Here is a 23,466-nt window from a genome sequence, read left to right as displayed (position 1 = left end):
GGGATTAACTTATTTATAACACCTCTATCAGTCTGACCTTCTTGTGATCATCCCCTTGATGGTATTCCACTTCCTCACCAGCACTAGCATCAAGCAGTGCCTGTCCAAGAGGTGTATGACTGCCAAGCAAGCCTTTCTGAGGCGCATTGTAGTTTTCCACAATGGTAAACCTCATGACCCTGTGATCGCCGAACATCTGTTCAACAACGACCTCGCTTCCCACCTGAACAACTCGGATATCTTCGGTAGCTTCAGTGTCAGAAGCTTCACTTTCCTGGCTCTCCTCTAAATCGGAGAGATCGAGTTCGAGGTTTCCCTCCGCCAGATGCGCATCATCAGTAGGCTCACGCTTGCTCTGGGCACCCTTCCCTTCTATAGTTATTTCTTCAGCAGCATCATCTTTACCATTTGGGTCAGGCGAACCAAAATCATCAATTTCAGCCGTTGATAGCTCATCTTCCTTAACCTGCCCGAAAGGCTGGATAACTCGGAAATCAGTGAACCGTTCATCGAGAGCCTCAGCGCCGATAGGATCGATCCCCATACGGGTCAGGGTCTCTAACAGTTGGTTCCACCAGTAGTCCTTCTGGGCACGCCACTGACTACCGAAGATTCTCCAGAACACCCACCCCGCTCTCTCGAGCACAGCCTGGCGCGCCATGTCCTTTTCCCAGACATCAGGGCCATGGAAAGCATCACCATCCAGCTCAATGGCCAATCGACGGTCTTCAGCACCCTCAACGACCAAGTCGATCGAAAAGCCACCCACCTCAACCTGTGGTCTGACCCGATAGTTGGCGTCCAGCAACATCGACAAGACTTCACGCTCGAAGCCGCTGTCACAGCGTGCCAGTAGGTCTCCCCCAGAATAAGAGTGCCCTTCCGGCATAGGATCTTGAAGATGTTTGATGATATCCGACTTGATATCTTGAGGTTTCAAGTCTTCTAGAGAAACCGAGCGGACTAGATATAGTCGATCCGCGGCTCGGCTCATTGCTACATTGACGCGTTGCTGATCGCTCTTAGCGCTTTGGGAGCGGACATCGGAGGGAGTAGCGACCATGGAGATAAACACTACGGATCGTTCCTGACCCTGCATAGTCCGAGCATCACCCGCGATGATCTCCCGCTCGGCAATCTTCTCTGGGCCTATCCTCGAATCCTCGATCAATAGCCTTTCGATCAGCTCTGCCTGATGGTTTCCAAGCAAGGAGATGATGCCAATAGACCGATGATCATGGGCAGGATCGGCAATGATATTGGCAATTTCGTCAACGATATAATTGGCCTCATCCCTATTCGTTTTTCCCCGACGGCTGGCACGAGGAAGGTAGACATCCACCAAGGGTGGATCGAAACGCTCCGAGGCCTTAGGCACTCTAAGAGGAATGAGTCGATTAGAATAGAAACGTGTCGAGAACTGAATGATGGGTGCCACACAGCGGAAATGCTCCCTGAGCACCATGTGGGTAGCCGGATACATGCGCATGGTGATCTCAAAGATTGATGCGTTCTCATCAATCAAGGCAGCATTAGGCACCCCATGTAGGTACTCGGCTCGCATCGCATTGATCCGCTCCGAAGGAATACCAACATTGCTTGGGCTAACTTGCTCCTCATCGCCCACAATGAGCAGCTTCTTGCCCCGTGCTAGTGCCGCCAGTGCCGTGATATCTGACTGGGAAGCCTCATCGAGGATTACAAGATCGAAGTCTCCCAACTGAGGCGGCAGCTGCTCTGGAATCTTGTATTCCGGCATGACCCAGACCGGTGCTGCCTTCGACGCTTTTTGGGCCGCTTCCTGCGCTGCCCTGACAAAGCGAGGCGCATTCTTCCCTGTTCCCTTGCCGATCCTGGAAACGGCTTGGGTAAATGCCGCCATGGCACTCTGGACAGTAGGTGTCATCCTCTTGGCTAACCCCAGCATGGTCCGGGTGCTGATCAACTTCTCAAAGTGCCTGCGGCGACGCTCAAGCATGTTGGCCTTGATAGTCCGATGCTCATCGCCGTTACCGAGGGCAATAATGCGGTCGATACGCTCACGCATCATTGCCCATTCCCAAGCAGCCTCCCACTCTTCGGGAATCAACTCGGCAGCCTGGAGTGGGTCTTTTCTCAGCCGCGCGCCCCACTCAGGCGCACCTGCCTGCTCCAGTGCTTCGAGATCACGCTCCAGTTGCTGCAGGCGAGACCCCAACTCCGCGATGCGTTGCAACTCTTGGGTTAGCTCGCCTCTCAAGGCAACGAGCGTGGCGTGATCGAGATCAGGACTGCCCAGCCCACGCCTCAGGTCCATTAGAACCTTGTGAACGGGGACTTCTTCTCTTAGTTCGAGATTCTCAAGCATCTGGATAGCTTCAGGAGTCTGGTAGCTATCCGGCAAGTTGGCTTCAAGTGCGAAGATGGCACCACTCAAGTCAAGAGTCCTCACCATCGCATCCTGATCCAGCCCGTACGGAAAGAGCATCCGTAGCGTCTCCATTGCCTCGTGCAATGAGGCAGAGAGATGCATTGCCGTCTCGATATTGATGCTGCAGCTGACCAGGTACTCAGCTATCTGGGGCCCCTGCAACGGGACCTCAGGGGGATACCCTCCAGTGACGAACGGCGAGAACTCAGCTACGATCTGCTCGCGGTCAACTTCCAGCCTGCAGGCCGTATGGACCGCTACCCATCCCTCTCGAGAGTCAGGCGACTGCTCTCCCAGCTTGATGGAAGATACGGCCTCCTTTAATGGCTTATTAAAGAAACCGAAAGACACTGGCTTCTGCCCTGCTGCCGCCCTTTGAGCAGCATCCACCAACTCACTAGCTGAGCTTTTCCCGAGCGTATAGGTTACCTGGGCGGCGAGCTCCAGATACCGATGCTCCTCGATGTAAGCAGCCTTTCTCTTCAGCACCGACGGGCCAACGTCGCCGTCCAAGCCCTGTGAACAGGCTGCGGCGACCATCCGACGCTGATGCTCATCCAGCTTGGCCAATCGCTGCTGGATGCTTTTGAGCTCAACCAGGAGATCCCTACCGACACTATCTGCCTCTGCGGAATCGCGGGCCATGGGCGGCGCGTTGCTGTAATCCGGCTTCTCCTGCGCGTGATAAGCTAGTTCAGCATCATGGGCTTCGATCATCGATTGTGTCGAAGGAATCGCCTCGATAGCAGGAACATCGGCCCCAACATAGACGATATCAGGAGACAGACTCGGCAACTCATCACGCAGTCGTTGCAGTATCTCACTGAGCTGGCTCGGGGGATGGCTGCTGGGTCGATCAGTAAACCACCCAAACCTGTTCTCATCTTCCGAGAGGACATCCAGCAGCTCCATGGGGGCATACTCCTGCCCTTGCCAGACAAGAGGCGCCAGGTTTTCCCTGGCAATTTCGGCAAGCTTTAGATCAGCCTCGTCGGCTTTCCTATCGCACTCGACAATAGCCGCCTCCAGGCGCTGCATCTCTTGCCTGGCGGCGTCTTTATCCATCCCGATGACCTTATCGGAGAGTTCCGAAACAGCAGACTGTAACTGTTTGGCACTCTCACGGTCGGTCCCTACCGATGCGATCACGAGGGGACGCAGGCTTTCGGGCAGCTTCTCACGCACGGCGGCAATGGCCTCCGGCGTGCGAGCGGTGACTAATACTCGTTTACCGGTGGCCATCATGTGGCTGATGATGTTGGCAATGGAGTGCGTCTTGCCGGTACCTGGCGGTCCCGTCACGGAGACCACGTCGGCCGTCTCGAGCAGGTCGATGACCTTCCCCTGCTCCTGGTTATAGGGCAGTGGGAAGAAGTGGACTCGCCGCGGCTCCTCCTTCAGCGCTTCAACCCGACGGGGCTCGGAGCCCGGTGTGCCCCTGCTAGACTCCTCCCAGCTATTGGTCGCACCGCCAGCCTGCAAAACATTCGTGTCCAGCCCATAATCACTGAGGCTGTCGACAGGTGTCTCTGGCGGCACCGCCGCAAAGCCTCTCAGCGCAGATGGTAACTCAGACTCAGCTGCTGTCTCCTCGATCGTCTTGCGAAGCGCTTGAAGGTCTTGCTCTCTCGCCTCGGACGAACGCGGGCGGCCGAAAATGGCCCAGCTGGAGGCAATGATCAACTGGTCGCCCATAGCGGGAATCTGCGCACCGCTATCGAGTGCCTCTCTGGTGATGAGTTCCGCATTTGAGGTCAGCTGTGCGGCTGCCGTAGAGAGCAACGTCTCCCAAACCGTCTGAAATGGTGAGAATTCCGTATCCTCATCCAGGATCTTTTCCAGGCTACCCTGCAGAACACGCTGCAACTTGGGGGAACCTTCGACCTCAAGCTCAATGAATGGCTTCAGACTCAGCTTTGGCTTCAGATCGCGTGGCCGGAAAGCAATGTCACCACGCTCTTCGACCTCAACATCGACCAACTGCTCGAGGATAGGCATGTCGACGACTTTTCCGTCCACCTTCCAACGTGCGATCCCGACTCCCCACACGAGCTCGGGAGGCGTACTCTCAGCTGAATGTATAGCGGTCTGCAGCGCGAAAAGATCTTTGTAGAGCTTGATGGCCTTTCGTACCGGCTTTTCGGCCTCTGCCCACCGTGCCCAAGGGCCAGTGACGTAAGCTTTGAACCCTTGCTGCACAGCCAAGAAGTCCTCGACCAGCAAGGTCACTTTGACTCTGTCCTGGAGCTCCTGGTTATCCTCGACAATTTCGCGGATGTTATCGGGTCGCAGCAATTCAGCCTCTGCCAGATCTGACGCCGCCTCGATTGTCACCTCAATGGAAACCGCCGGCTGCAGCTCAGGCCGCTTATCAGGATCGTCACCGATGTCAGCCACAAAGGCCGCCACATGCTCCTCCGGGGCTGGCGGACGTGTTTCCCTCTGACGCTCAAGCCTGAGCCAAGCGCCATCCTCCTCGTTCAGGTGAACCCCAGGCAGCCCCGCGAAATCACTTTCACGGAACACGCCGAGCCCGGATGCCATCTCCATCTGAACCTTGGAGCGTGCCGTCAGCACCTCGTGGGCAAACCCCAGTAAGCCAGCCAGGCTTTTGGTGTCTCGTTTGATATTTTCCGAATCGATACCGGTGCTCGAGGAGCTCATGCGACCTCCACCTGACTCAACAGCTCATGTTCATGACGCTCAACGAGGCAAGCCAACCAGCCTCGCTAGCCTTCTCTTCACTACCCGATGGGCAAATTATACGTACTTGCCATCGGGATCATCCTTCTGCGCCTTTCGAAGTTACTCACCCTCGAACTCCGAGCTGCTGAACTTCAATACATTGCAGTTTTCCTTGATCGTTCTCTGCAAGCCCTCGTCGAAGCCGTCGGTGCTTTTGGCTTCGACCTCTACGGAAATCTTGACCTCGACCCCGGCGCGCAGGGTGAACTGCTCGACGATCTCGTCAACCAAGGTGGCAAAATCCATCTTGGCCTTAACCGGATCCAGATCGACGGCACCGTAGAAGTGCGTCTTAGCGGCACTAGGCGCCGAAGATTCCGACACGATGCCATTACTGCCCTGGCCGCCCCCCATGGGGACGGAGGAGCCACTGGGCACGCCTTCGCCAACACCTTCTGACCCTGCTCCAGACACTGGCGGTTGCTCGCCCTGACCCTCAGCTTGTTCCCGGGCGCGCTGGGCGGCCTCTGCCTCCAGCTTGTCGCGATAGGTCTTGGCCTCTTCCCGTTCGATAAGCAAGGCCTCTGTGTCAATATTCGCCACGCTGCCGTGGCCGAAGGTGAAGCCGAGGTACTTGTCCCCCTCCTTACCGGAGGCGTAGCCGAAGAAGTCTTCCGAGGCGATGCCCTGGTTCATAGCGTTCTTGAACACCTGATCGTTCACCAGGCGGGGCAGATAAAGGTAGTGGCAGCTGTCTTGCCAGACCTTGAGAGCACTGACCTCGGTCACGCCAGCCTTGAAATACCACTGGTTGAGAACGTTGCGGAGGAAGATCGGCGACCATTCGTAGATCAGCCATTCCTCCTCACGAAGCTTCGTTTCGATGGTCTCCACTAGGTTGGTGGTGGTGGTGGAGATCTGCACGACCTCCCACTCCAGCTTCGGCTTGCCGCGCACGAACTCTTCCACAGGCGCCATAAGCCACTTGTAGGTCTCGCGGATCAGCTGGGAGAGCGACGTCTCCGCAGTATCACGGCTCTGCTTGGCCTGGCGCAGATGGGTCAGGTCCTGGTTTAGGGTACCGTTCTCGATATCCTCGACGATGGATCTCCAAGCGAGGAAGGTACGCCCCTGATCTTTCAGGCGGCTCACGACGTCGAAGTCAGCGGCCAGGAAAATGAGCCGATTTTGCTTCTGTCGCGGCTGATCACCACGGTTGCGCAAGATCTCCTCAGCCGCTTTGTAGGCCTGATTGGTCTCGGTACGGCTGAAGGCGGCAGCCGTCGGCAGCACTACCAGGCGCGGCCCGGAGCCGTATTCATCCGGCACGTCCCCGGAGGGGGTGAATACATGGATGCCGGCAAAGTGGTGACCTCGACCCATCAGCCGGTTGGTGCGCTCCTTGATCATCGGGATCAGCGCATCCCGATCACTGATGTTCTGCTTTCGGCTCTCCATCTCCCGACGCAAGTTGGGCTTGGTGTCGAACCAATAGCGGTCCTGCTCAGAGTACAGATAATGCAGCCGGTCACGCAGGCGCTTGAGCACGTCCTCGAAGATGCCGGTTGACTGACCAGGCTGCACGGCCCCCAGAAGGATGCGCTCCTGCTTGATGCCCCGGGCCGTCTGGTTACTGCTGGAGGGAGCACTACCCAGGAAAATGGTACGAGCTGCACGTCGAGCAGCCTGCACCCCGCCGAACAGGGTGACGTGGCTATCCAAATCCAGCGTTGCCGAGCGAGGGCCATCCACCTCGCGCTCGATCACCGGCTCCCAGCCCTGGGGCAGATAGTGGATGCTTTTGTTGCGCACATTCCCATCTTCCAGCGGCAGGGAGCCCGGCATGATCATGGCATCACGGTTCTCCGAGACCCACAGTCGATGGATGACGATGGCCATGTACTGCAGCACGCCCCGGGTGCGCTGGAACTTGTCTAGGGTCGACCAGTCTTCGTAGAGTCGATCGAACACTTCGGGATGAATCGGATAGGAGCGGCACAGGCGCTCGAAGTATTCGTTGGACTGGGTCTCGACAGGAAACGTCTTGGCATGTTGCCGATAGAAGTCCGAGAACTGACGACTGATGCCTTCTACCTCAGCGCGCTCGCCGGGATGGTCGAAGAGACGTCGACGGACGATCTCGAAGGCTTCCTCGGCTCCCACCGGCTTCCAAACCGACTCCACGCGAGCGAAGTACTTTTCCAGGGCATTGAGCGTCTGCTGGCCCATCGTGCCGCCCACTTCCAGCTCTGATTCAGGCAAAGAGGCGAGCAGAATGGCGTGAGGGACCGCCTTGAGTGCCTCAGTCAGCGCCTGAATAAAGCTGATGTTGCTGTCATAGGTCCCGGCGGGGTACGACTTGCCTAACTCTAACTGCCGGATGAAGGCCACCAGCTCGTCGATCAGTATGACGCAGGGAGAGGCCTGCTCGAGCAGCTGCTTGAGTACCTCCTTGCCAGGCGAGGTCCCGGAGCTGTCGCTCTCAGCCACCATGGCATACCCATCATCGCCTAGCAGCTGCCAAGCGAGCTCGCCCCATAGGGTGTTGACCCTCTGCGGGCCGTACTGGGACGCCTGGCTAGGCGAGAGCTTGATACCATCGATCACGGCCACGCGAGCATGAGGAAGCTCATGGATGCCGGCCTCGTCCAGGATCGGTGGAACCCCCATCAGCTTATCGGTGGAGGCTTGGCGCGCTGCCAGGTGGTAGACCGCCAGCATGGTGTGGGTCTTGCCGCCACCGAAAGCCGTCTGAAGTTGAATCACTGGGTCGCCGCCCTTCCCGGCGAGCCGTTGGGCCACTGAGATCAGCAGCAGACGCATCCCCTCGGTGATATAAGTGCGGGCGAAGAACTGCTCGGCGTCCTGATACTCCTGCGGCGCCGTACCTGTCGCCACCTGGGTGATGTCAGCGGCGAACTCCGCCTGCTTGAAGGTACCCTCCAGCACATCCTTGTGCGGGCGAGCGATCTCTTTCCAGGGTTTCAGGCTCATTATGAGTACTCCTCGTCTTCATCCAGCAGTTCCATTTCCCGGAATTTCTCAACAATCAGTTCCTGGCGACTCTCGATGAATGCTTCAAAATTTTCTGGCTTCCAAAGCGATTTCTTCTTGGGAATACAGTGAAGCTCAAGAAAATCTTCACTCATGTCTTTTAGCCACTCATCCAGCGCTTTCGCGCCTTTGTCGCCCACGCCGTTTTGGTGGGCGGGAAGTAGCATACAGTTAGCAAGCTGATCCATGTCCCACTTGCTATATTTCTGCACCTTCCTACCGGTCTCTTCATTCACAACTTTCTGTTTTTTCAATATGCTTCTGGCAAATATGTGATCGACCTGAGGGGAATTTTTTATACTGGTTGCCTTATATTCACGACCGTACCACAGGTTGAACAGAAGATGGATATTACCACTACCATACCCACAGCGGTAAAGAAGCTTTTCTTCGCCAACGTTCAGGTTGCGCCCATAATCCCGAATCACGGAAAATACGCTCTTTAACTTAAAACCTTCATCTTTATCAATAGCATGAATGAGACGATCAATTAACCCGTCAGGCTGTCCTGAAAAAGCGCCACTAAGAAGAACTCGCACAAGATACTTAGGGAGAAAGGCTGCCCTACCCCAACTTTCCGGATATCGATAATAGGCATATACCAAAGGAATTAGCGCATTGTAAGAAATCATTGCCTTTCCATCACGGATATAGGTTTTATTGACCACCTCATCCTTGACGAAACGCAATGCCTCAGCAATTTTCTCCCAATGCTCGCTTATATCTTTCCTAACTGCCTCATCTCTGAGTTTTTCAACATCATATTTGGCACCATAGCCAAGCAGCGTAGTACTCACCTTAATGAGAAAGTCACGCTGAAAGTCAAACCTATTATCATTAATATCTTCTAAAAAATCTTCAAACTCGACATCGGCTTCACCCCACTCAGTCGTAAGGAGAGTAAACATCAAGTCTGATTTACTTAGCTTCGTACCACCTGAATTTGCTCGAATAAAGACTTCTACAACATCCTCGAACGTCAGGCCATTCTCTTCATAGGTGTTATCAAGCTCTTGATACAGCAAGCCAGACTCATTGCTAAACTCATGGCGAGCGCGGCTAATATTGATTGTGACACGACTCCTATCAGAAGACGACAGATCGACATCGTGCTTCTCAAGCAACTTTGGAATAATTTCTTCTGGAAGTCTGTTATTGAAGACCAGCTCAGCGATAGGTATCCAAGGCCAACCTGCTTCTCCTGGCCTTTTAAACTCGAACTGGTAGCGAATATCTTCTGTGGGATGAGCATCACCACTCAGAATATTAAAATGAAGCGTATGCTCGTCGATACTGCCACGAAGCCCCAAATAAAGGCTTTGCAAGCGCTGCTGACCATCCAACACCAAACGCTTTAGTCGAGCATGGTCATACTGATAATGCCCCTTCAAGTCCACCTTGTTGTCGTTGTAATTTTGAATGAACGCCCTATGCTTAATCTCATCGCGTGTTTTCCAAATCAGCATGGAAGAAAGCGGATATTGGCGCATAATCGAGTCAAAAAGGCGCTCAATCTGCTCCTCTTCCCACACAAATTCTCGCTGGATATTGGGCAGCCAGAGCCCACCACCGTCGGCATCCCGATTGTTGATATCCTGGACCATCGCCTTGATTGATTTGCTAGGCATTGGAAGCATGACTCCTTGTCACACGGCAGTGGAGTCCCGCACTGCCGGTCGTTTGTTCGTTTACCACCAGGCCCTGGACTCCATAGGGCGCCAGAGCTCGCTCCAGTCGAGTCTGCAGTCGAGAAGCCAGGCGTTTAAAATCACGCTGGTTCCAGGTCAACAGCAGCACAATCCGCAGCCGCGGGAACGGTGCGTGTAACGGTGAAAAACCGGCAAGCTCAGGAGCCGCCTCACGCTCTGCCACGGCAATTGCCGCCAGAGTGTCGCGCAGCTTCTCCTCGATCTCATCGACGATAAACGGCTTGCGGCGAACCACCTGGACTTTAGGCTTCAACCCCTGCTGCTCTACCCACTGTCGGGCCTGGCTGACTTCCGCGGGGTCCGCCGCCGACAGCCGCGGGCGGTTTTCGGGTTCATAGCCCTCGCAATCCTTCACCTCGACCCACCAATGGGTGGGACCTCCCATGTGGGCCAGGATGTCCACCCCCTTGGACCGACTCTTCATGCGCTGACGGTGCCAGGTGCTGTCGTCGTACTTGAGCAGCTGCCACCCCTCAGGAAAGTGGAAGGTAAGCTGCCCTTCCCTCACTTCAGGCATCCGTCAACTCCATCTCCCTATCGTACTGGGCCAGCTCCTCCTCGAGACTGACCAAGTGCTCCAGTCCGCTGAGATGGTCGGCTGCCTCGATGCGCTCCACCTGGCCCTCGCCACGCACCAGGGCAAAGTAGCGCTGCGCCACTGCCTTCTGGCGAGTCAGCAGATCTAGCTCCTTGAGCAGGAAGTAGCTGTGGGTGGCGATCACCACCTGAATCCCCTGCTGGCTAAGTGCTACGGCTGCCTGTGCCACTAGCTTGATCAGCTTGGGATTGAGATTGGCTTCGGGCTCATCCCAGAACAGGTAGCCTTTGTCGAGCAGCGAACCGGTGGTGATCAGGCGAGCCAACATCGCCAGCTTGCGCAGTCCCTCAGCAACCAGCGGCATCTCCAGATTGCCCTGGCCGGGAATGCGCAGGTAAAAACGCCCATTTTTGTCCAGCACCACCTTGCCGCCCATGGCCTCTTCCAGCGGGGCCAACAGCTCGGCCACGGCCTTTTCACGAGGCCCCTTGATGGCGGGTGCGCCCAGCAGTTTGCAGAGATCGATATGGTGCTCTTCGATATCCACATGGCGGCTTTCGTAGAGCGGCAATAGCCAGTGATATTGGCTCAGCAGCTCACGTGTCGGCATAAAGACCGGCGCCTTCTCCTGCCAGGCACCGGGAAGGTTTTCGACTTTGACCTCGGTCTGAGAGCGGGTGCTGAAGCTGAAAGCAGTATCCAGCACCTCCTGCTCAAAGGAGACGGATACCTTGCAGGTCTGCGTTCCCTGACGACGGCTGGCCAGCCGGCCTAGAGACTCGGGCCGGAACACCTTGATAAGCTTGTCGGCGATACCCTTTTGCAGCAGCGACTTCGTCGGGTCGACCACACTGGGCTCATTGCCCTGCTCGTGAGCGTTGGCGATCGCGCTATAGGCCACCTTGAGCAGATGCGACTTACCGGTACCGTTCTCCCCAACAATCACATTCAGCCCCGGCGCGAAGTCCAGCCGCGCGTGGGGGAAAAGCGTGAGGTTATCGAGCTCCAACCGCTTCAGCATGCTGCCTCCTAAAATTCCAAGCCTACCTGTTCACCGGTATGCCCGGTCTCATGGGACGCCGCCACGATGGCATGCCAGGAGCCGATCAGCTCGTTGTAGGCGCGTGCCTCCTCGGCCCACTTCTTGCGTTCACAGAGCGTGTAGAGGTGGTAGGCCAACTGACGAATCGCCTCGCCTTTCTCCGGCATCTTGGCCAACAGCTCGCCAGCCGCGGACTCGCCATGATTCTGCAGCCGGCGGATCATCTGGTGGCAGGCCTCCCACACCGGCGTGCGTTTGTCGGTGGTTGGGTCCCAGTCAGATTCGTACTCGGCCCACTTCAGCAGCCGCACCTTGCCGCTGCCGGACTCAACTACACCGGCTTCCTTAACACCATCTACGTTAGTGCCCTTGGCCTGGGCCAGCACCTGGGCCTCACCGAAGGGCCCGGTGCTCCAGGCATACTGGTCGAACCAGCTGGCACAGAACTGGGTATCCGCATCGAAGTTGCCGGAATCTGGCGTCAGGAAATCGGTAATCGCCCGGTTGATCAGCACCAGAGCATCGTGGACACTCATCTGCGAGCCATCTTGATTCAGCACCGCTTCATACTTAGAGTAAATGGCCATACCAGGTCCGATGGCCGCCTGGGCGAGGTCCACCGGCGCGATAGGCGCCTGGCCGCTTTCACCACCGATCATGGTTTCCAGGGCTTCGGGCATTTCCTCACGCAGCTTACGTTGGAAATCGCGGCGAGAAATGGACTCAGCAGTGACTTCGCGCTTTCTGCAGACAAGAACTACCGAAGATGCTAATGCGTTGGCACCTTGCCCTCTCATCCTGCTGGCATTTTCGGTGTTCAAAGGCCATGTACCGTCGATGGAAAAACCTGCCTTAATCACTGCTTCAAGAAAGCTCACCCACCCAGCACTTGTGGTCACATCCTCACGTGTCTTTGATTGCTTAAAAGCATAATAAATAGTAACAGGAAAAGCCGGACTTGCCTGCTCAGCGAGCCTCTTTATGGCTTTAGTCATCCCTGTCATGAAGAAGAGCTCAGCCTTTTCATTCCCACCGTGACGAAAAGAGTCAGCTACCAACTCCTCTTCTTTTGGAACAGCCAAAGTTGAAAAAACTTTGGGCCATATTTTTCTTAGAGATCGCCGCATCCAAAGATAGAAGAAGTCAGCGAGATCAGCATAAGGAACATTGTCATAATAGGGCGGATCAGTAGAAACCACCTTGTCTCCGCTAATTTCCTGGGTCCCAGCATCAGCTTGAGAAGCGAACCCTAAAGCACTTTTTTTTGATATTTCAAAAGACTTTGAAAAAGACTTACTTATCCCATCAACAAAAACTTTCCAAGAACCAGAACTAGTAGAGAATGGATTTGCTTCAGCATAGTCCCAAACCATGGGTAAAGCCTGCCTACCGAAAACGTGTCTTGGACACTGAGCGATTGGCTCCCAACCACAAAGATTGTTACCCAAATCAGCCATTTTATCTATTGCAAATGATAGATATGTACAGACTGCCTCAGCATAAGCTTTACTCCCAACACCACCAGAAACCAAACTGGACTCGCTTTCCTCACCACCTGCTTTCTGGTAGTCACACTTAACCTTTTCGACAAGCTCTGGTATCAAATCGCAAAATGCATTCAATGAGATAACCTGACGATCAGAAAACAAGTCCGAGAAATTTGAAAGTCCATAAGCCCATGGCGTCATATGCCTAGAGTTTTTTGCAAACTCAACATCCGGCAACCATGTAGGGCGCTCCGACTTCGCTATTTTCTCAAGCTCATTATTTGGAGATAGATATACCCTTCCCCTATTCCCTTCTGCAACAACTGCTATCAAGCGAGATCCCATGCGACCAGCCTGGCCCTCAGACTTAATATACTTAGCATCTATCAGGCTCCCGGACATCAAGCATGAAAACTTAGCCCCATGCGATAGCTTATTCCCTCTTTTAAGCTCAGAGATATCCTCTCGACCACCTATACCAACAGAAAAATGATAGTCATCATCATTAACTACTGGATCTACCCAGGCCTCCTTTCCTTTCTTTGATGAGAGTACATAGTTCGAAATCAAAGGCACATCAACATGGCTATAAGCAGGGCTTGGACTTTTAACGGTTCTCGCCCAAATCCAAGCTATTACCGTAAGCTTCTCACCTTCATACTGTTTAAGATCCGAACGCTCAGCGACCATCTCCGGAGTGATCTTGACCTTAGGGTAAAGATGCCCAATACGCTTAAAGGCCTCATCACGCATCCAGTAGCCGTAACGGCGAACATCTTCAGCCAGGCCCTTGGCTCCGGACCAGTCCTCATGCATCTTCTGCTGCTTATCCCCTTCGGGGATCGGTCCCACCGGCGACTGGCCCGCGAACTTCGGCGGGATCTCAATCATTGCTTTGTTGATCATTACCGCCACGGGGTTGAGATCCGAAGCGTAGCTCTCCAGCCCCAGTCGCTGTGCCTCCAGCGGGATCGCACCACCGCCCGCAAAGGGATCATGAAAAGCCGGCAGCTTTTCAGGATCGAAAAGCTCCGCCGCCTGCGGGTGATTACGGTTAAGATGGCAGGTCTCTCGCCAACTTTCCCAGACCGCCTCTCGGGCCCGGTTCAGCACCTCCTCGTTGTTGGTATTCTCCCACTTCACAAGGTCGCGGATGATATCGAACAGCTTCTCGCGCTTTCGCTCGGCTTCCTGCTTGTTGACGCCGTAGCCTAGCTCGCGCTGATAGCCGGGATCGTTGACCAACTGCGCAAACAGCACCGCCCGTGCTGCCGCCAAGGGACGCCGCGCCCACCACAGATGCAGGGTGCTAGGGTGGCCGTGACGGATCGACTTCTCTCGAGCCGCAGCGGCATTGATATCATCCAGTGGCAGCGCCACTTCGATGAGTTTCTTGGGAGATTTGATGTCTGTCATCCGGTTCCCTATAGCGTCTGTTGTGGGTCGGCAGCTTTCGAAAGCAGCTCGCCCAAGTCATAGTTGATGCTGGCCACGCCGAAGTCAGGCTCGCTGGTGAAAGGCTCCTGCACGTAGTACGGACCTTCTACGCTGTCGCCATCGACGATGACGATGGCCAGCCAGAATTTGTCGGCCTGATTAAGGCCGTAGATGATCTCGTTGCGTGAAACAGTGATGGTGCTCTGCCCCTTGGCTCGGCCCTTCACCTCGATATGGCGGTCGGGCAGGATCGAGCCGTCCGGGTTGGCCGGCGGACGAGCGGTCACATCCCAGCCGCACTTCTGATCGGAAACATCGAACACTTGATGGCCCATGGCCTGCTCGGCCTCCATCACTGCCTGCATAGCCAACTGCTCGATACGGGCACGGGACTGGGCATCGACGTTGAACTGGGTCTCGCCCTTGCGATCGGCCAACAGGCCTTGGGGAATCACCAGGGCACCGCCGATCACCACCGGCGTGCTGGAGACCACCTGTTTCATGGCGTCTAGCTCACGGCGGCGCTGGTTGAGTCGCTCGGTCAGCTCATCGACCCGCCGGCGCGCCATCTCCGGCTGCATACGCGGCTGCTTGCCGGCCTTCATGTCGTCGGTGAGCTTGATGTAGCGGTCCGACCAGTAGTTAATCTCCTTGACCAGCCGCTCGTTCACGGCGTTGAGCACTTTGTCGGCGTGGCGCTCCCGGCGCCCCTTCACCTCGCGGAAGTGCTCGGGCACGAGGGCCTGCACGGCGTGGTTGAGCGCCAGGGCCTCCAGGTCGCCGGTGATCCAGGGCGCCTTGAGCACGTCTTGCACCAGGCCCAAGTCATGGTCATCGATGGGCTGCATGTCCAGGTGTGGCGCCCAGCCGGCATGGGTCGCCCTGCCCTGTTCGTCGATCTCCACGAACTGCAGACGCCGCGACACCACCAAGGGCGAGCTGCTGCTCTGACTCTCTACCTCGCGCACCGAGTGATCGACCATGAACAGCACCTTGGGCGTGGTGCTATCGTCGTTAGGGTCAACCAGCACTGCCCCCTGCTTGAGCTTGCTGCGGTGGGCCTGCAACACCAGGTCGGTGGTGGCATGCATGAGCGGATGCATGGGGTGGATCAAATCCGCCATAGGCTTACCGGACAGGCGCACATGCTCCTTCTCGAAGCAGATCCGTTCGTACTTCCTGAGCACAGGGGTGCGACTTTCACCGATCACCCGGTCGCGCTCACGGATCGCCGCGGGCACATGGCGCACCTCATAGCGCCCCGGCTCACGCGGGCGCAGCTCACCGCGCAGTGTCTGGAAGGCCTCAGTGAAGAAGGCGCGAATGAAATAAGGCTGCAGCTTGCGTGCCTCAGCCTTCTCCATCTCGTCCTTCACCGCATAGAGCGCCTCCAGCCCCATATGCTGCTCCACCAAGGCATTGCGGCGGATGATCTCGCGCAGGTGTTCGGTATCCAGGGCCCCCTCGATGACCTGGTCCAGGCGCGATGTCACCTCGTCGGACTCGCCGTAGCGGATGGCTTCCACCAGCAGGTCCTTGAGCGAGGTATTCTCGAAGGCCTCGCCGAGGATGTCGAAGACCTTGCCGCCAAGGGCGCTCTTCTCCACCTCCAACTTATCGAACAGCTTCTGGAACACAGCCCCTTCGCGGGTCTCGTTGGCCACCAGGTTCCACAGGTGGCAGACCTCTCGCTGGCCGATACGGTGGATACGCCCGAAGCGCTGCTCCAGGCGATTGGGGTTCCAAGGCAGGTCATAGTTGACCATCAGATTAGCGTTCTGCAGGTTGACGCCCTCGCCGGCGGCGTCGGTCGCGATCAAGACCAGTACGTCCGGGTCGTTGCGGAACTGCTCCTGGGCCTTGCGACGGTCATCGCGATTGGTCCCGCCATAGATGGTGATCACCGCCTCGGGGCGGCCCAACAGGCTGCGGATGCGGTCGACCAGGTAGTTCAGGGTGTCTTTGTGCTCTGTGAAGATGATCAGCTTGCGGCGGCTACCGCCAGCGGTGTACATCTCTGGGCTGTCCTGCAGCAAGTGCGAGAGCTCTTCCCACTTACGGTCGTTCCCGGAATCCACCAGCGTTAGGGCCTGCTCTTCCAGATCCTTGAGGATGAGGATCTCGGCCTCCAGCTCCGGGACGGTCTCGGCAGCAGTGGCCTGGTCTACCACTTGCTCGGCGAAGAGTTCGTACTCCTCGGCGCTCAGCTCCTCGTCCAACTCATCCATGTTGTCAGGCAGATCGATCTGCTTCTGGACGGCATAGGTGCCCAAGGTGGAAGCGACTTTGCCTTCGCGGACCGACTGGCCGCGGGCCATGAGCTTCATCTCGTTGAGCTTGTCTTCCAGCTTGCGCCGACGGCGCTTGAGCGATTGGTAGATCGCCTCGGGGCTCGATGCCAATCGCCGCTGCAGCTGGGTCAGCGCGAAACCTACGGTGCCCTTGCGCTTACCGGAGAGCGCATCGGCACGGTTCATCTCGTTGCGCACGTAGTCGGTGACCTGCTCGTAGAGCTCGGCCTCGGCGTCGGAGAGGTCGTAATTGGCGGTGTAGGCGCGACGTTCGGGGAACAACGGGGTGCCGTCGAACTTGAGCAGCTCCTCCTTCACCATGCGCCGCATCATGTCGGAGACGTCGACCTTGTGCGCACCTTCGCGGAACTTGCCGTAGAAGCGGTCGCTGTCGATCAGCGACAACCAGATCTGAAAATCCTCTTCCTTGCCGTTGTGGGGCGTGGCGGTCATCAGCAGAAAGTGGCGGGTGATCGAACCGAGCAGCTCGCCGAGCTGGAAGCGCTTGGTCTTGTTGATCTTGTTACCGAAGTAGTTGGCCGACAGCTTATGGGCCTCGTCAACGATGATCAGGTCCCACTCGGTGTTGGCCAGCTTCTCCTGGAGCTGCTCATTGCGGGAAAGCTGGTCCAGGCGGCAGATCAGCTGATCCTGCTCGTCGAAGTAGTTGCCGGAGGCGCACTGCTCCTGTTTCTCGCGACTGAAGATCTCGAACTGCACGCCGAACTTCTCCAGCAGCTCATCCTGCCACTGGTCGGTGAGCCCGCCTGGGGAGACGATCAGGATGCGCTTGGCGTCGGCGCGCATCAGCAGCTCACGGATCAGCAGGCCGGCCATGATGGTCTTGCCGGCGCCGGGGTCATCGGCCAGCACGAAGCGCAACGGCTGGCGGGGCAGCATGGCCTCGTAGACGGCAGATATTTGGTGGGGCAGAGGCTCCACGTTGGAGGTGTGCACCGCCATCATGGGATCAAACAGGGCCGCCTGGCTGATGCGATAGGCTTCAAGGCCCAGCTTGAAGTCGGCGCCGGGGGCATCGAAGGCCCAGGGGCGGCCGGCTTCGGCCAGTGAGAGATTGGGCTCATTGTCACGGAACAGCATCTGTTCGTGAACGGCGCCCTGACTGTCCTTGAAGTAGACGGTCAGCGCATCGGTACCCACCGGTACCACCGCCACGACTCGGACCACCTCATCGGGCCTGATACCGCGGACCTGAGCGTCCTGCTTGATGTCTTCCAGCTTCAGCATGCAGTTCCCTCCGCACGAAGGCGCGTTATACCGGCTCGGCCTGATCGTAACCAGGGGCCAGCTGAAGATTCTTAACCCCGTACAGGGCCGGGGCATTGGCCAGGGCCAACTGGTACTCCGCCCCTTGCAGCGAGTGATCGGACGAGCAGTCGACGTTCCAACGCCGCAGCAGGTAGCCGGCCAACGCGGCTCGCAGCTCCACACTCAGCTTGCCTTGTTGCATGCCGTAGTCGCGCTCGATGGCCTGGGGATGACGAATCCCGGGGTGAGGCACCAATTCCAATTCCACGAAACGATTCCACTGGCGGTCATGCAGGAGGCTCTCATGTTCCTGAGCAGCACTCTGCTCGTACACAGACACTTTCAGAAGGCGTGTGAGCACGAAGTCGCGAAACTCACCGGAGTGACGATCGAAGGCCCGCACGTGCCAACGTAAGCCGTTGTCGACCAGGGTGTGCGGCACGATCTCGCGTTCTGTCTCACCACTAGAGAGCGACACATAGCGAATCGAGAGCGCACAGCTCTTGTGCACGGCCTCGCTGACCGCCGCTACCAGGACCAGATCCGGCTGATTGAGCTGATCGGCCATCTCGCAGCGCACCGAGGTCGGCAGCGTGCCGAGGAAGCCATCACCATGCCCCTGGCAGAGGGTAGCCAGGGTGCGGGTGGTGTCGTAGTCGAACAGCGGCGTGAAGGAGCGAGCTCGCACATGCAGCCGCTTGGACTTATCGTAAACGATGTTGGCCGGCGCCAACTCGTGATAGAGCGCGAAGTCCTTGGTGGCCTGCGTCGGCGCGATGGCGAAGCGCTCCATCAGGTCGCCGCGCCCCGCCTCACCCTTGAACATGAGGGTGAAGTCGATATGAGCGAGACGCTCCCGCTGCGGCGTGGAGAGCGACGTCAGCGAGCTCGACTGGTGTGATGCGTTGGGCACCCGCGGGCCTCCTTGGCGGCGACTGTGCCCAAGCAGGCACAACCTAACAAATAGTGATAGGTGGCATAGTAGCAGCTAACACTCGCGCTGCCGAGCCATACCACCTTGGCGGACAAGCATTGCTTCGCTGGCATCAATGCCGCTGGCCGGCTTGCTGACACAACCAAGCATCAACCTCGTCCTCCAACCATGCCACGGCTCGGCTGCCCAGCTTGATCTGCTTCGGAAATGTGGGGTCGAACGCTGCTGACCCTGGGTCCAGCTTGCTGTAGATGGTCGATCTCGACAGCCCTGTACGAAGTGTCAACTCACTGATTCTCAATACTTTTTTCGGCCTATTCTGCACATCATACCCCGATGCCATAGCCCTATTGGTTTGGGTGTTGATTGCTTGCTGTGCCATTGCGCTTTCCTTACTGCGGAGGTGACCCGGTTGGATTTCCCAGCTTCATGCGGCTTCGCTGGATGACAATCAGATCATCCCAAGATGGCGAGGCTCTCTCTGCACGGCTGCTAAAAATCGCGGCTCCATCAAGCAAAGATCTTGACATTCTATTAAAAATATGGATTACGGAATAGCCGCAGTCATAGGAACGCCCTTGTCAAAAGACCCTTCGAGCATGGAAACACAGCACTTCTACATGGTAATTTTGAAATGCGGCTTGATTCACTGTTCCAATTGTGACTCCCATCATAAAGCCCAAGCATTTCAAGCAACATAGAAGAGGAATTCCTTCATGGACGATCTAATTCTCACCATCTATCGTCGTAGTAAGGATTTATTGACCGAGATTCGCCGAAGCCATTCCAACATGGATCATCTCGACTTCATGGCGAACATGCAAGATATGGTCAAGCGTATGGCGACTGGTCAGATAGATCCTAAAAAAGATTGGGAAGAAGAGCTTCGCGCAAGCCAGAAACAAGAAACTCTGGACCAGCTAGTTGATAAGTATTACGATGCTGCTCTCTGCCAAGCAGTTTATGTCAGCATCTTGTACGAACGAGACATCAACTTAATAGAGTCCAATGACAGCGGAAGGGTGAAGGAAGAGAAGATAAAAGAAAAAGGACGCGAGATGCTTACCGCTTTGGAGTGGGCTAATCGATACTGGTCAGCTTTTCATATTCTCACACAAGTCCGGGATAAGGACTATTCCCAGCGCTCTAAAAAAGCCCATGAGGCCAAGCGAGCGAAAGAGGATGAAGTGTCGACACTGCTCCGCTCTTTAGTACGCAGCAAATTGAAGAAGCGCCCGCCCAACGGCTGGCCTGAACCGGTAGAAACTGCCACAACCATCGCCGACGACTTAATTCCGTTGATTCAAGAGCAGGATTTTCCCCTGCCTACTGACCGAGACAAGCTGATGGACAAGATACACCAGCTCATCCTCAAAAACGAGCAAGTCCTTAAGGATTTTCAAGATAACGCCAACAAGAAAGTCAAGTTCGCCAAAATCACTAAGATGAACGTAACATTTGACCAATAACCAAGACGCCATACGGCAAAAAGCGCCGCTACTAGCGGCGCTTTGTAATAAAACCCTCAAAAACCTCTGGCACTAGGAATCGGCTGTACCTGCGGATATAGGTTAATAAACTTGGTTTTGCCTTGCATGAAGAGATCTACTTCCCCATGCGACATCAACACCTCTATAGCTGCCTGTAATCGCTTTTTATTGCGAATTGGATTGGGGCCACGCTGGCGAACGTCATTGTAGCGAATGACTTGGTATCGGTACTGCCGGACTTCATTCAAGTACTCGCTCAGCAACTGAGCATCTAACTCCTCTTGCGGAGGTGGAACAAAGATCTGCTGAAAGTAGTTTGAGTACCAGCTACAGAGCTCTATCGCTTGCCGCAAAGAACGAATTCCAATCTTGCCTTCCTCGTCGCCCCCCTCCTCATCCTCCTCTAGAAGATGGAGAAGTGCGGCGACACGGGCAATATTCTCCGCAAGCTTGTTAGCATGATCAGGCACTAAGAAAAAACGCTCCCCAAAAGCGAGCTGAGCTTCAATTTCATTGTGGACCTTAACCCAGCACTCATGAGCCTCAGCTGAAAATTCGAGGACACGACGTTCATGTGGAACGTTCTCAGTCAAAACTAAGTTTTCCAGCACCAAGCTTGCGAGACGTTGTCGAGCCATTTCCCAAGCATCCCAACTCACCTGATGATGCGCATCCATAAATCGAGATCCCTGCAGGGAAGCCGGGCAACACACGAGAAACCGTCCCCATAGACCGGATTCTCGCTCACGCTGACCATGCTGCTCTAAGTGAGATTGCATTACCCCTGGTTGCACCAGCATCATTATGCTTAACCGTGCGTTATCCAGAGTCACACCACCAGATGTAGCACGCGCAGTCGTAATGGTACCACCACTCCATAGCGTGTTCAGTTTACCCAACTCTCTAAACAAAGCACTCTTCATGGCCGTATGACCTTCATCGGTAACGACGCTAGCTGAGGAGAAATCCTCATGAAGACCTTTGAAAACAGCTTCGGGTGTTGCATCTTCATAGACCATCGCCATTTCCTTTGGCCTCTCCGGCTTCCTTTCGTATAGTTCTTCAAGTTCGAGACTTTGCTTATCGGTACGAGATCCTTTCGTTTTGTTCCGATAGATTTGCTCTGTTAACGCTTTTTTCTCTGCAAGCCACTGGCTTTGCTCGGCCTGGTATAGCTCCAACTTCTTCGCATATTCACTTCTCTGCTGGCGTTCCATATCATTAATAGGCGACATCACCCGGTTTAATAGTGCTGACTTTCGCTCTCCAGGTGGTGCGATGATATTGATTGCCAGAGAAAGTGGCTTCAGGTTGCCATAGGGCATGCGCACGTCATGTGTGCCTTGACAGGCGGTAGCCAAAGCACCAAGAAAAGTGAGACCAGCCATATCAGGTGGTACCTGTATATTGCGGCTCAGCTCTTGAGTGGCTTCCCAAAACAGCGACCCTTCCATAACTGAAGCATCGAACTCCCCGGGCCCCGGCAGAAGGGGGCGTTTGAGTCTGAACGGGTTGTGCATCTCCTGGCTCCTTATGGCTGTGTGTTTGCACGGGCTACCAGTCGCCGTGCCTGGCCAAGAGTGAACCCCATGCCAACATCCTTGGAGGGCCTTGCTAAAAGCCAGGGTTAAATCATGCAAAACCATTGACATCGAGAAGATCTTATGGCAAGCCCCTGCTCTATTTTCTGGTCATCAGAACCTGATTTTTGCTATTTCTGCTATGGAATAGCAGTCATAGCGCGTATTAGGGCCAGATAACGACGTGCTTCTCTGGTTGTCGCTCAAATTGGGCTGTCAACAGCGACCAAGACCTTGGTCGATGCATGGCGTCAGAACACCTCTTTGAGCCGCTGCTGAAGAAGTGCCTTGGCCGGCCCAGATGGAAGCCTACGCTCCTGCTCCCAATCCTGGAGGGTTCGCGGGCTGACGCCTAACTGATCAGCAAACTCTCTCTGAGTCAGTCTTTTCTTGTGACGCAAAGAGCGCATGGCACTGACCAACCCCCCACTGTCACGCTAGTTGGAGTTTCAGCGGCTGTTAGACTCTGAACCATATGGGGCGTGATGAGGTTCCGATGAAGTACTCCGACGAGCGCCGGGAAGCCATCCTCAAGAAGCTGCTCCCGCCGCACAACCGCACGGTGGCGGAAGTGGCCCAGGAAGAAGGTATCTCCGCGGCAACGCTGTACCACTGGCGCAAGAAGGCTCGGCAAGCAGGCCGTTTGCTACCAGACCAAAGCGATGATTCCGAGGGCTGGAGCTCGCAGGACAAGTTCCACGCCGTACTGGAAACGGCGGCCCTCAGCGAGGCTGAGCGTGCCGAGTATTGCCGGCAGCGTGGCCTTTATCCTGAGCAGATCCAGCGCTGGCGGGCGAGCTGCGAAGGCGCCAACGACCGGAGTGATGCCGCCTCCAGGCAGCAGGGTGAAGCCCGCAAGGCGGACCGCCGGGAGAACAAGGAGCTCAAACGTGAGCTCCGCCGCAAGGAGGCCGCCCTCGCGGAAACCGCGGCGCTGCTGACGTTGAGAAAAAAGGCCCGAGCGATCTGGGGGGACGAGGACGAATGATCAGCACCGCAGATCGCCAGGACGCCGCACAGCTGATCGATGAGGCGCGTGCCGAGGGAGCCCGCCTGCAAGCCGCATGTGCAGAGCTCGGCATCGGCACCAACACCTACCGCCGTTGGGTGCGGGGCGATCAGGATCGCCGGCCTCAGGCCGTGCGACCTGTCCCGCGCCATGCCCTGTCGCCTGAGGAACGTCAGCAGGTGCTGGAGATCTGCCATCGTCCTGAGTTCGCCAGCCTGCCGCCCGGGCAGATCGTGCCGCGGCTGCTGGACGACGAAGGCCGCTACGTGGCGTCAGAGTCGAGCTACTACCGCATCCTCCGGGCGCATGGTGAGCAGCATCAGCGTGGCCGCGCTCGTGCCCCACGTCCCCAGGGCGATCCTCAACGACACCGGGTGACACGCCCCAATGCCTGTTGGAGCTGGGACGTGGTGCGCCACGAGGCGCTTTGGAAACGTGCAGTGATGAAAGAGCACTGCCGTTGGTCTGTCGCAGCAGGCCGATAGAAGCTGAGGGCAGCTCGACCTCCGGTACGGGAGCAAGAGCGGCAAG

14 protein-coding genes are annotated in these 23,466 nt (G+C 56.3%); 3 read left to right on the top strand and 11 right to left on the bottom strand.

Going from position 1 to position 23,466, the window contains the following annotated elements; all coding sequences use genetic code 11:
- Positions 1–13 precede the first annotated feature (13 nt).
- The 9 genes from K7I12_RS04340 to K7I12_RS04300 all read right to left on the bottom strand — a co-directional run bounded on the left by K7I12_RS04340 (position 14) and on the right by K7I12_RS04300 (position 19,238).
- The gene (locus tag K7I12_RS04340) at positions 14–5,074 is read right to left on the bottom strand and encodes an AAA domain-containing protein (RefSeq protein WP_231663151.1); all 5,061 of its coding nucleotides are present in this window, start codon (positions 5,072–5,074) and stop codon (positions 14–16) included.
- A 141-nt stretch (positions 5,075–5,215) separates the two neighbouring features.
- A complete protein-coding gene (locus K7I12_RS04335) occupies positions 5,216–8,089 on the bottom strand; it encodes an ATP-binding protein (RefSeq protein WP_231663150.1) in 2,874 nt (957 codons plus the stop codon).
- Positions 8,089–9,777 (bottom strand): DUF262 domain-containing protein, encoded by a 1,689-nt coding sequence (locus tag K7I12_RS04330; RefSeq protein WP_231663149.1) that lies wholly within the window; start codon positions 9,775–9,777, stop codon positions 8,089–8,091. Before K7I12_RS04330 ends, K7I12_RS04335 begins: the two co-directional genes overlap by 1 nt.
- A complete protein-coding gene (locus K7I12_RS04325) occupies positions 9,770–10,375 on the bottom strand; it encodes a hypothetical protein (protein WP_231663148.1) in 606 nt (201 codons plus the stop codon). The genes K7I12_RS04330 and K7I12_RS04325 overlap by 8 nt, the downstream gene beginning before the upstream one ends.
- Positions 10,368–11,417: an AAA family ATPase gene (locus K7I12_RS04320; RefSeq protein ID WP_231663145.1), complete on the bottom strand. Its 1,050-nt coding sequence runs from the start codon at positions 11,415–11,417 to the stop codon at positions 10,368–10,370. Before K7I12_RS04320 ends, K7I12_RS04325 begins: the two co-directional genes overlap by 8 nt.
- A gap of 8 nt (positions 11,418–11,425) precedes the next feature.
- A complete protein-coding gene (locus tag K7I12_RS04315; protein WP_231663143.1) occupies positions 11,426–14,341 on the bottom strand; it encodes a DUF1156 domain-containing protein in 2,916 nt (971 codons plus the stop codon).
- Positions 14,342–14,349: 8 nt separating this feature from the next.
- Positions 14,350–17,901, bottom strand: a complete 3,552-nt coding sequence (locus K7I12_RS04310; protein ID WP_231663141.1) for a helicase-related protein — start codon at positions 17,899–17,901, stop codon at positions 14,350–14,352.
- Positions 17,902–17,926: 25 nt separating this feature from the next.
- Entirely contained in the window at positions 17,927–18,835 is a 909-nt protein-coding gene (locus tag K7I12_RS04305) for a WYL domain-containing protein (protein ID WP_231663138.1), read from the bottom strand.
- Positions 18,836–18,968: 133 nt separating this feature from the next.
- On the bottom strand, positions 18,969–19,238 hold the full coding sequence (locus K7I12_RS04300) for a helix-turn-helix transcriptional regulator (protein ID WP_231663136.1): 270 nt from the start codon (positions 19,236–19,238) through the stop codon (positions 18,969–18,971).
- A 334-nt stretch (positions 19,239–19,572) separates the two neighbouring features.
- Here K7I12_RS04300 and K7I12_RS04295 point away from each other — a divergent pair, with 334 nt between their 5' ends.
- Entirely contained in the window at positions 19,573–20,325 is a 753-nt protein-coding gene (locus K7I12_RS04295; protein ID WP_231663134.1) for a hypothetical protein, read from the top strand.
- A 56-nt stretch (positions 20,326–20,381) separates the two neighbouring features.
- On the opposite strand, the gene K7I12_RS04290 is transcribed toward K7I12_RS04295, so the two are convergent.
- Together K7I12_RS04290 and K7I12_RS04285 are read right to left on the bottom strand one after the other, a co-directional pair.
- Complete coding sequence (locus K7I12_RS04290) at positions 20,382–21,866, bottom strand: YfjI family protein (RefSeq protein WP_231663133.1); 1,485 nt, start codon at positions 21,864–21,866, stop codon at positions 20,382–20,384.
- 311 nt (positions 21,867–22,177) lie between these two features.
- Positions 22,178–22,336 carry a helix-turn-helix domain-containing protein gene (locus K7I12_RS04285; protein WP_231663129.1) on the bottom strand — a complete coding sequence of 53 codons (159 nt, stop codon included), beginning with the start codon at positions 22,334–22,336 and terminating at the stop codon, positions 22,178–22,180.
- Between the two features lie 86 nt (positions 22,337–22,422).
- Here K7I12_RS04285 and K7I12_RS04280 point away from each other — a divergent pair, with 86 nt between their 5' ends.
- Both K7I12_RS04280 and K7I12_RS04275 read left to right on the top strand, forming a co-directional pair.
- Positions 22,423–22,914 (top strand): transposase, encoded by a 492-nt coding sequence (locus K7I12_RS04280; RefSeq protein WP_231663127.1) that lies wholly within the window; start codon positions 22,423–22,425, stop codon positions 22,912–22,914.
- On the top strand, positions 22,911–23,420 hold the full coding sequence (locus K7I12_RS04275) for a helix-turn-helix domain-containing protein (protein ID WP_231663125.1): 510 nt from the start codon (positions 22,911–22,913) through the stop codon (positions 23,418–23,420). Before K7I12_RS04280 ends, K7I12_RS04275 begins: the two co-directional genes overlap by 4 nt.
- Positions 23,421–23,466 lie beyond the last annotated feature (46 nt).

The sequence above is a fragment of the Halomonas sp. IOP_31 genome, assembly GCF_021151495.1.
In the GTDB taxonomy this organism is placed as follows: domain Bacteria; phylum Pseudomonadota; class Gammaproteobacteria; order Pseudomonadales; family Halomonadaceae; genus Modicisalibacter; species Modicisalibacter zincidurans.
This window is presented reverse-complemented; position numbering and strand designations above follow the sequence as displayed.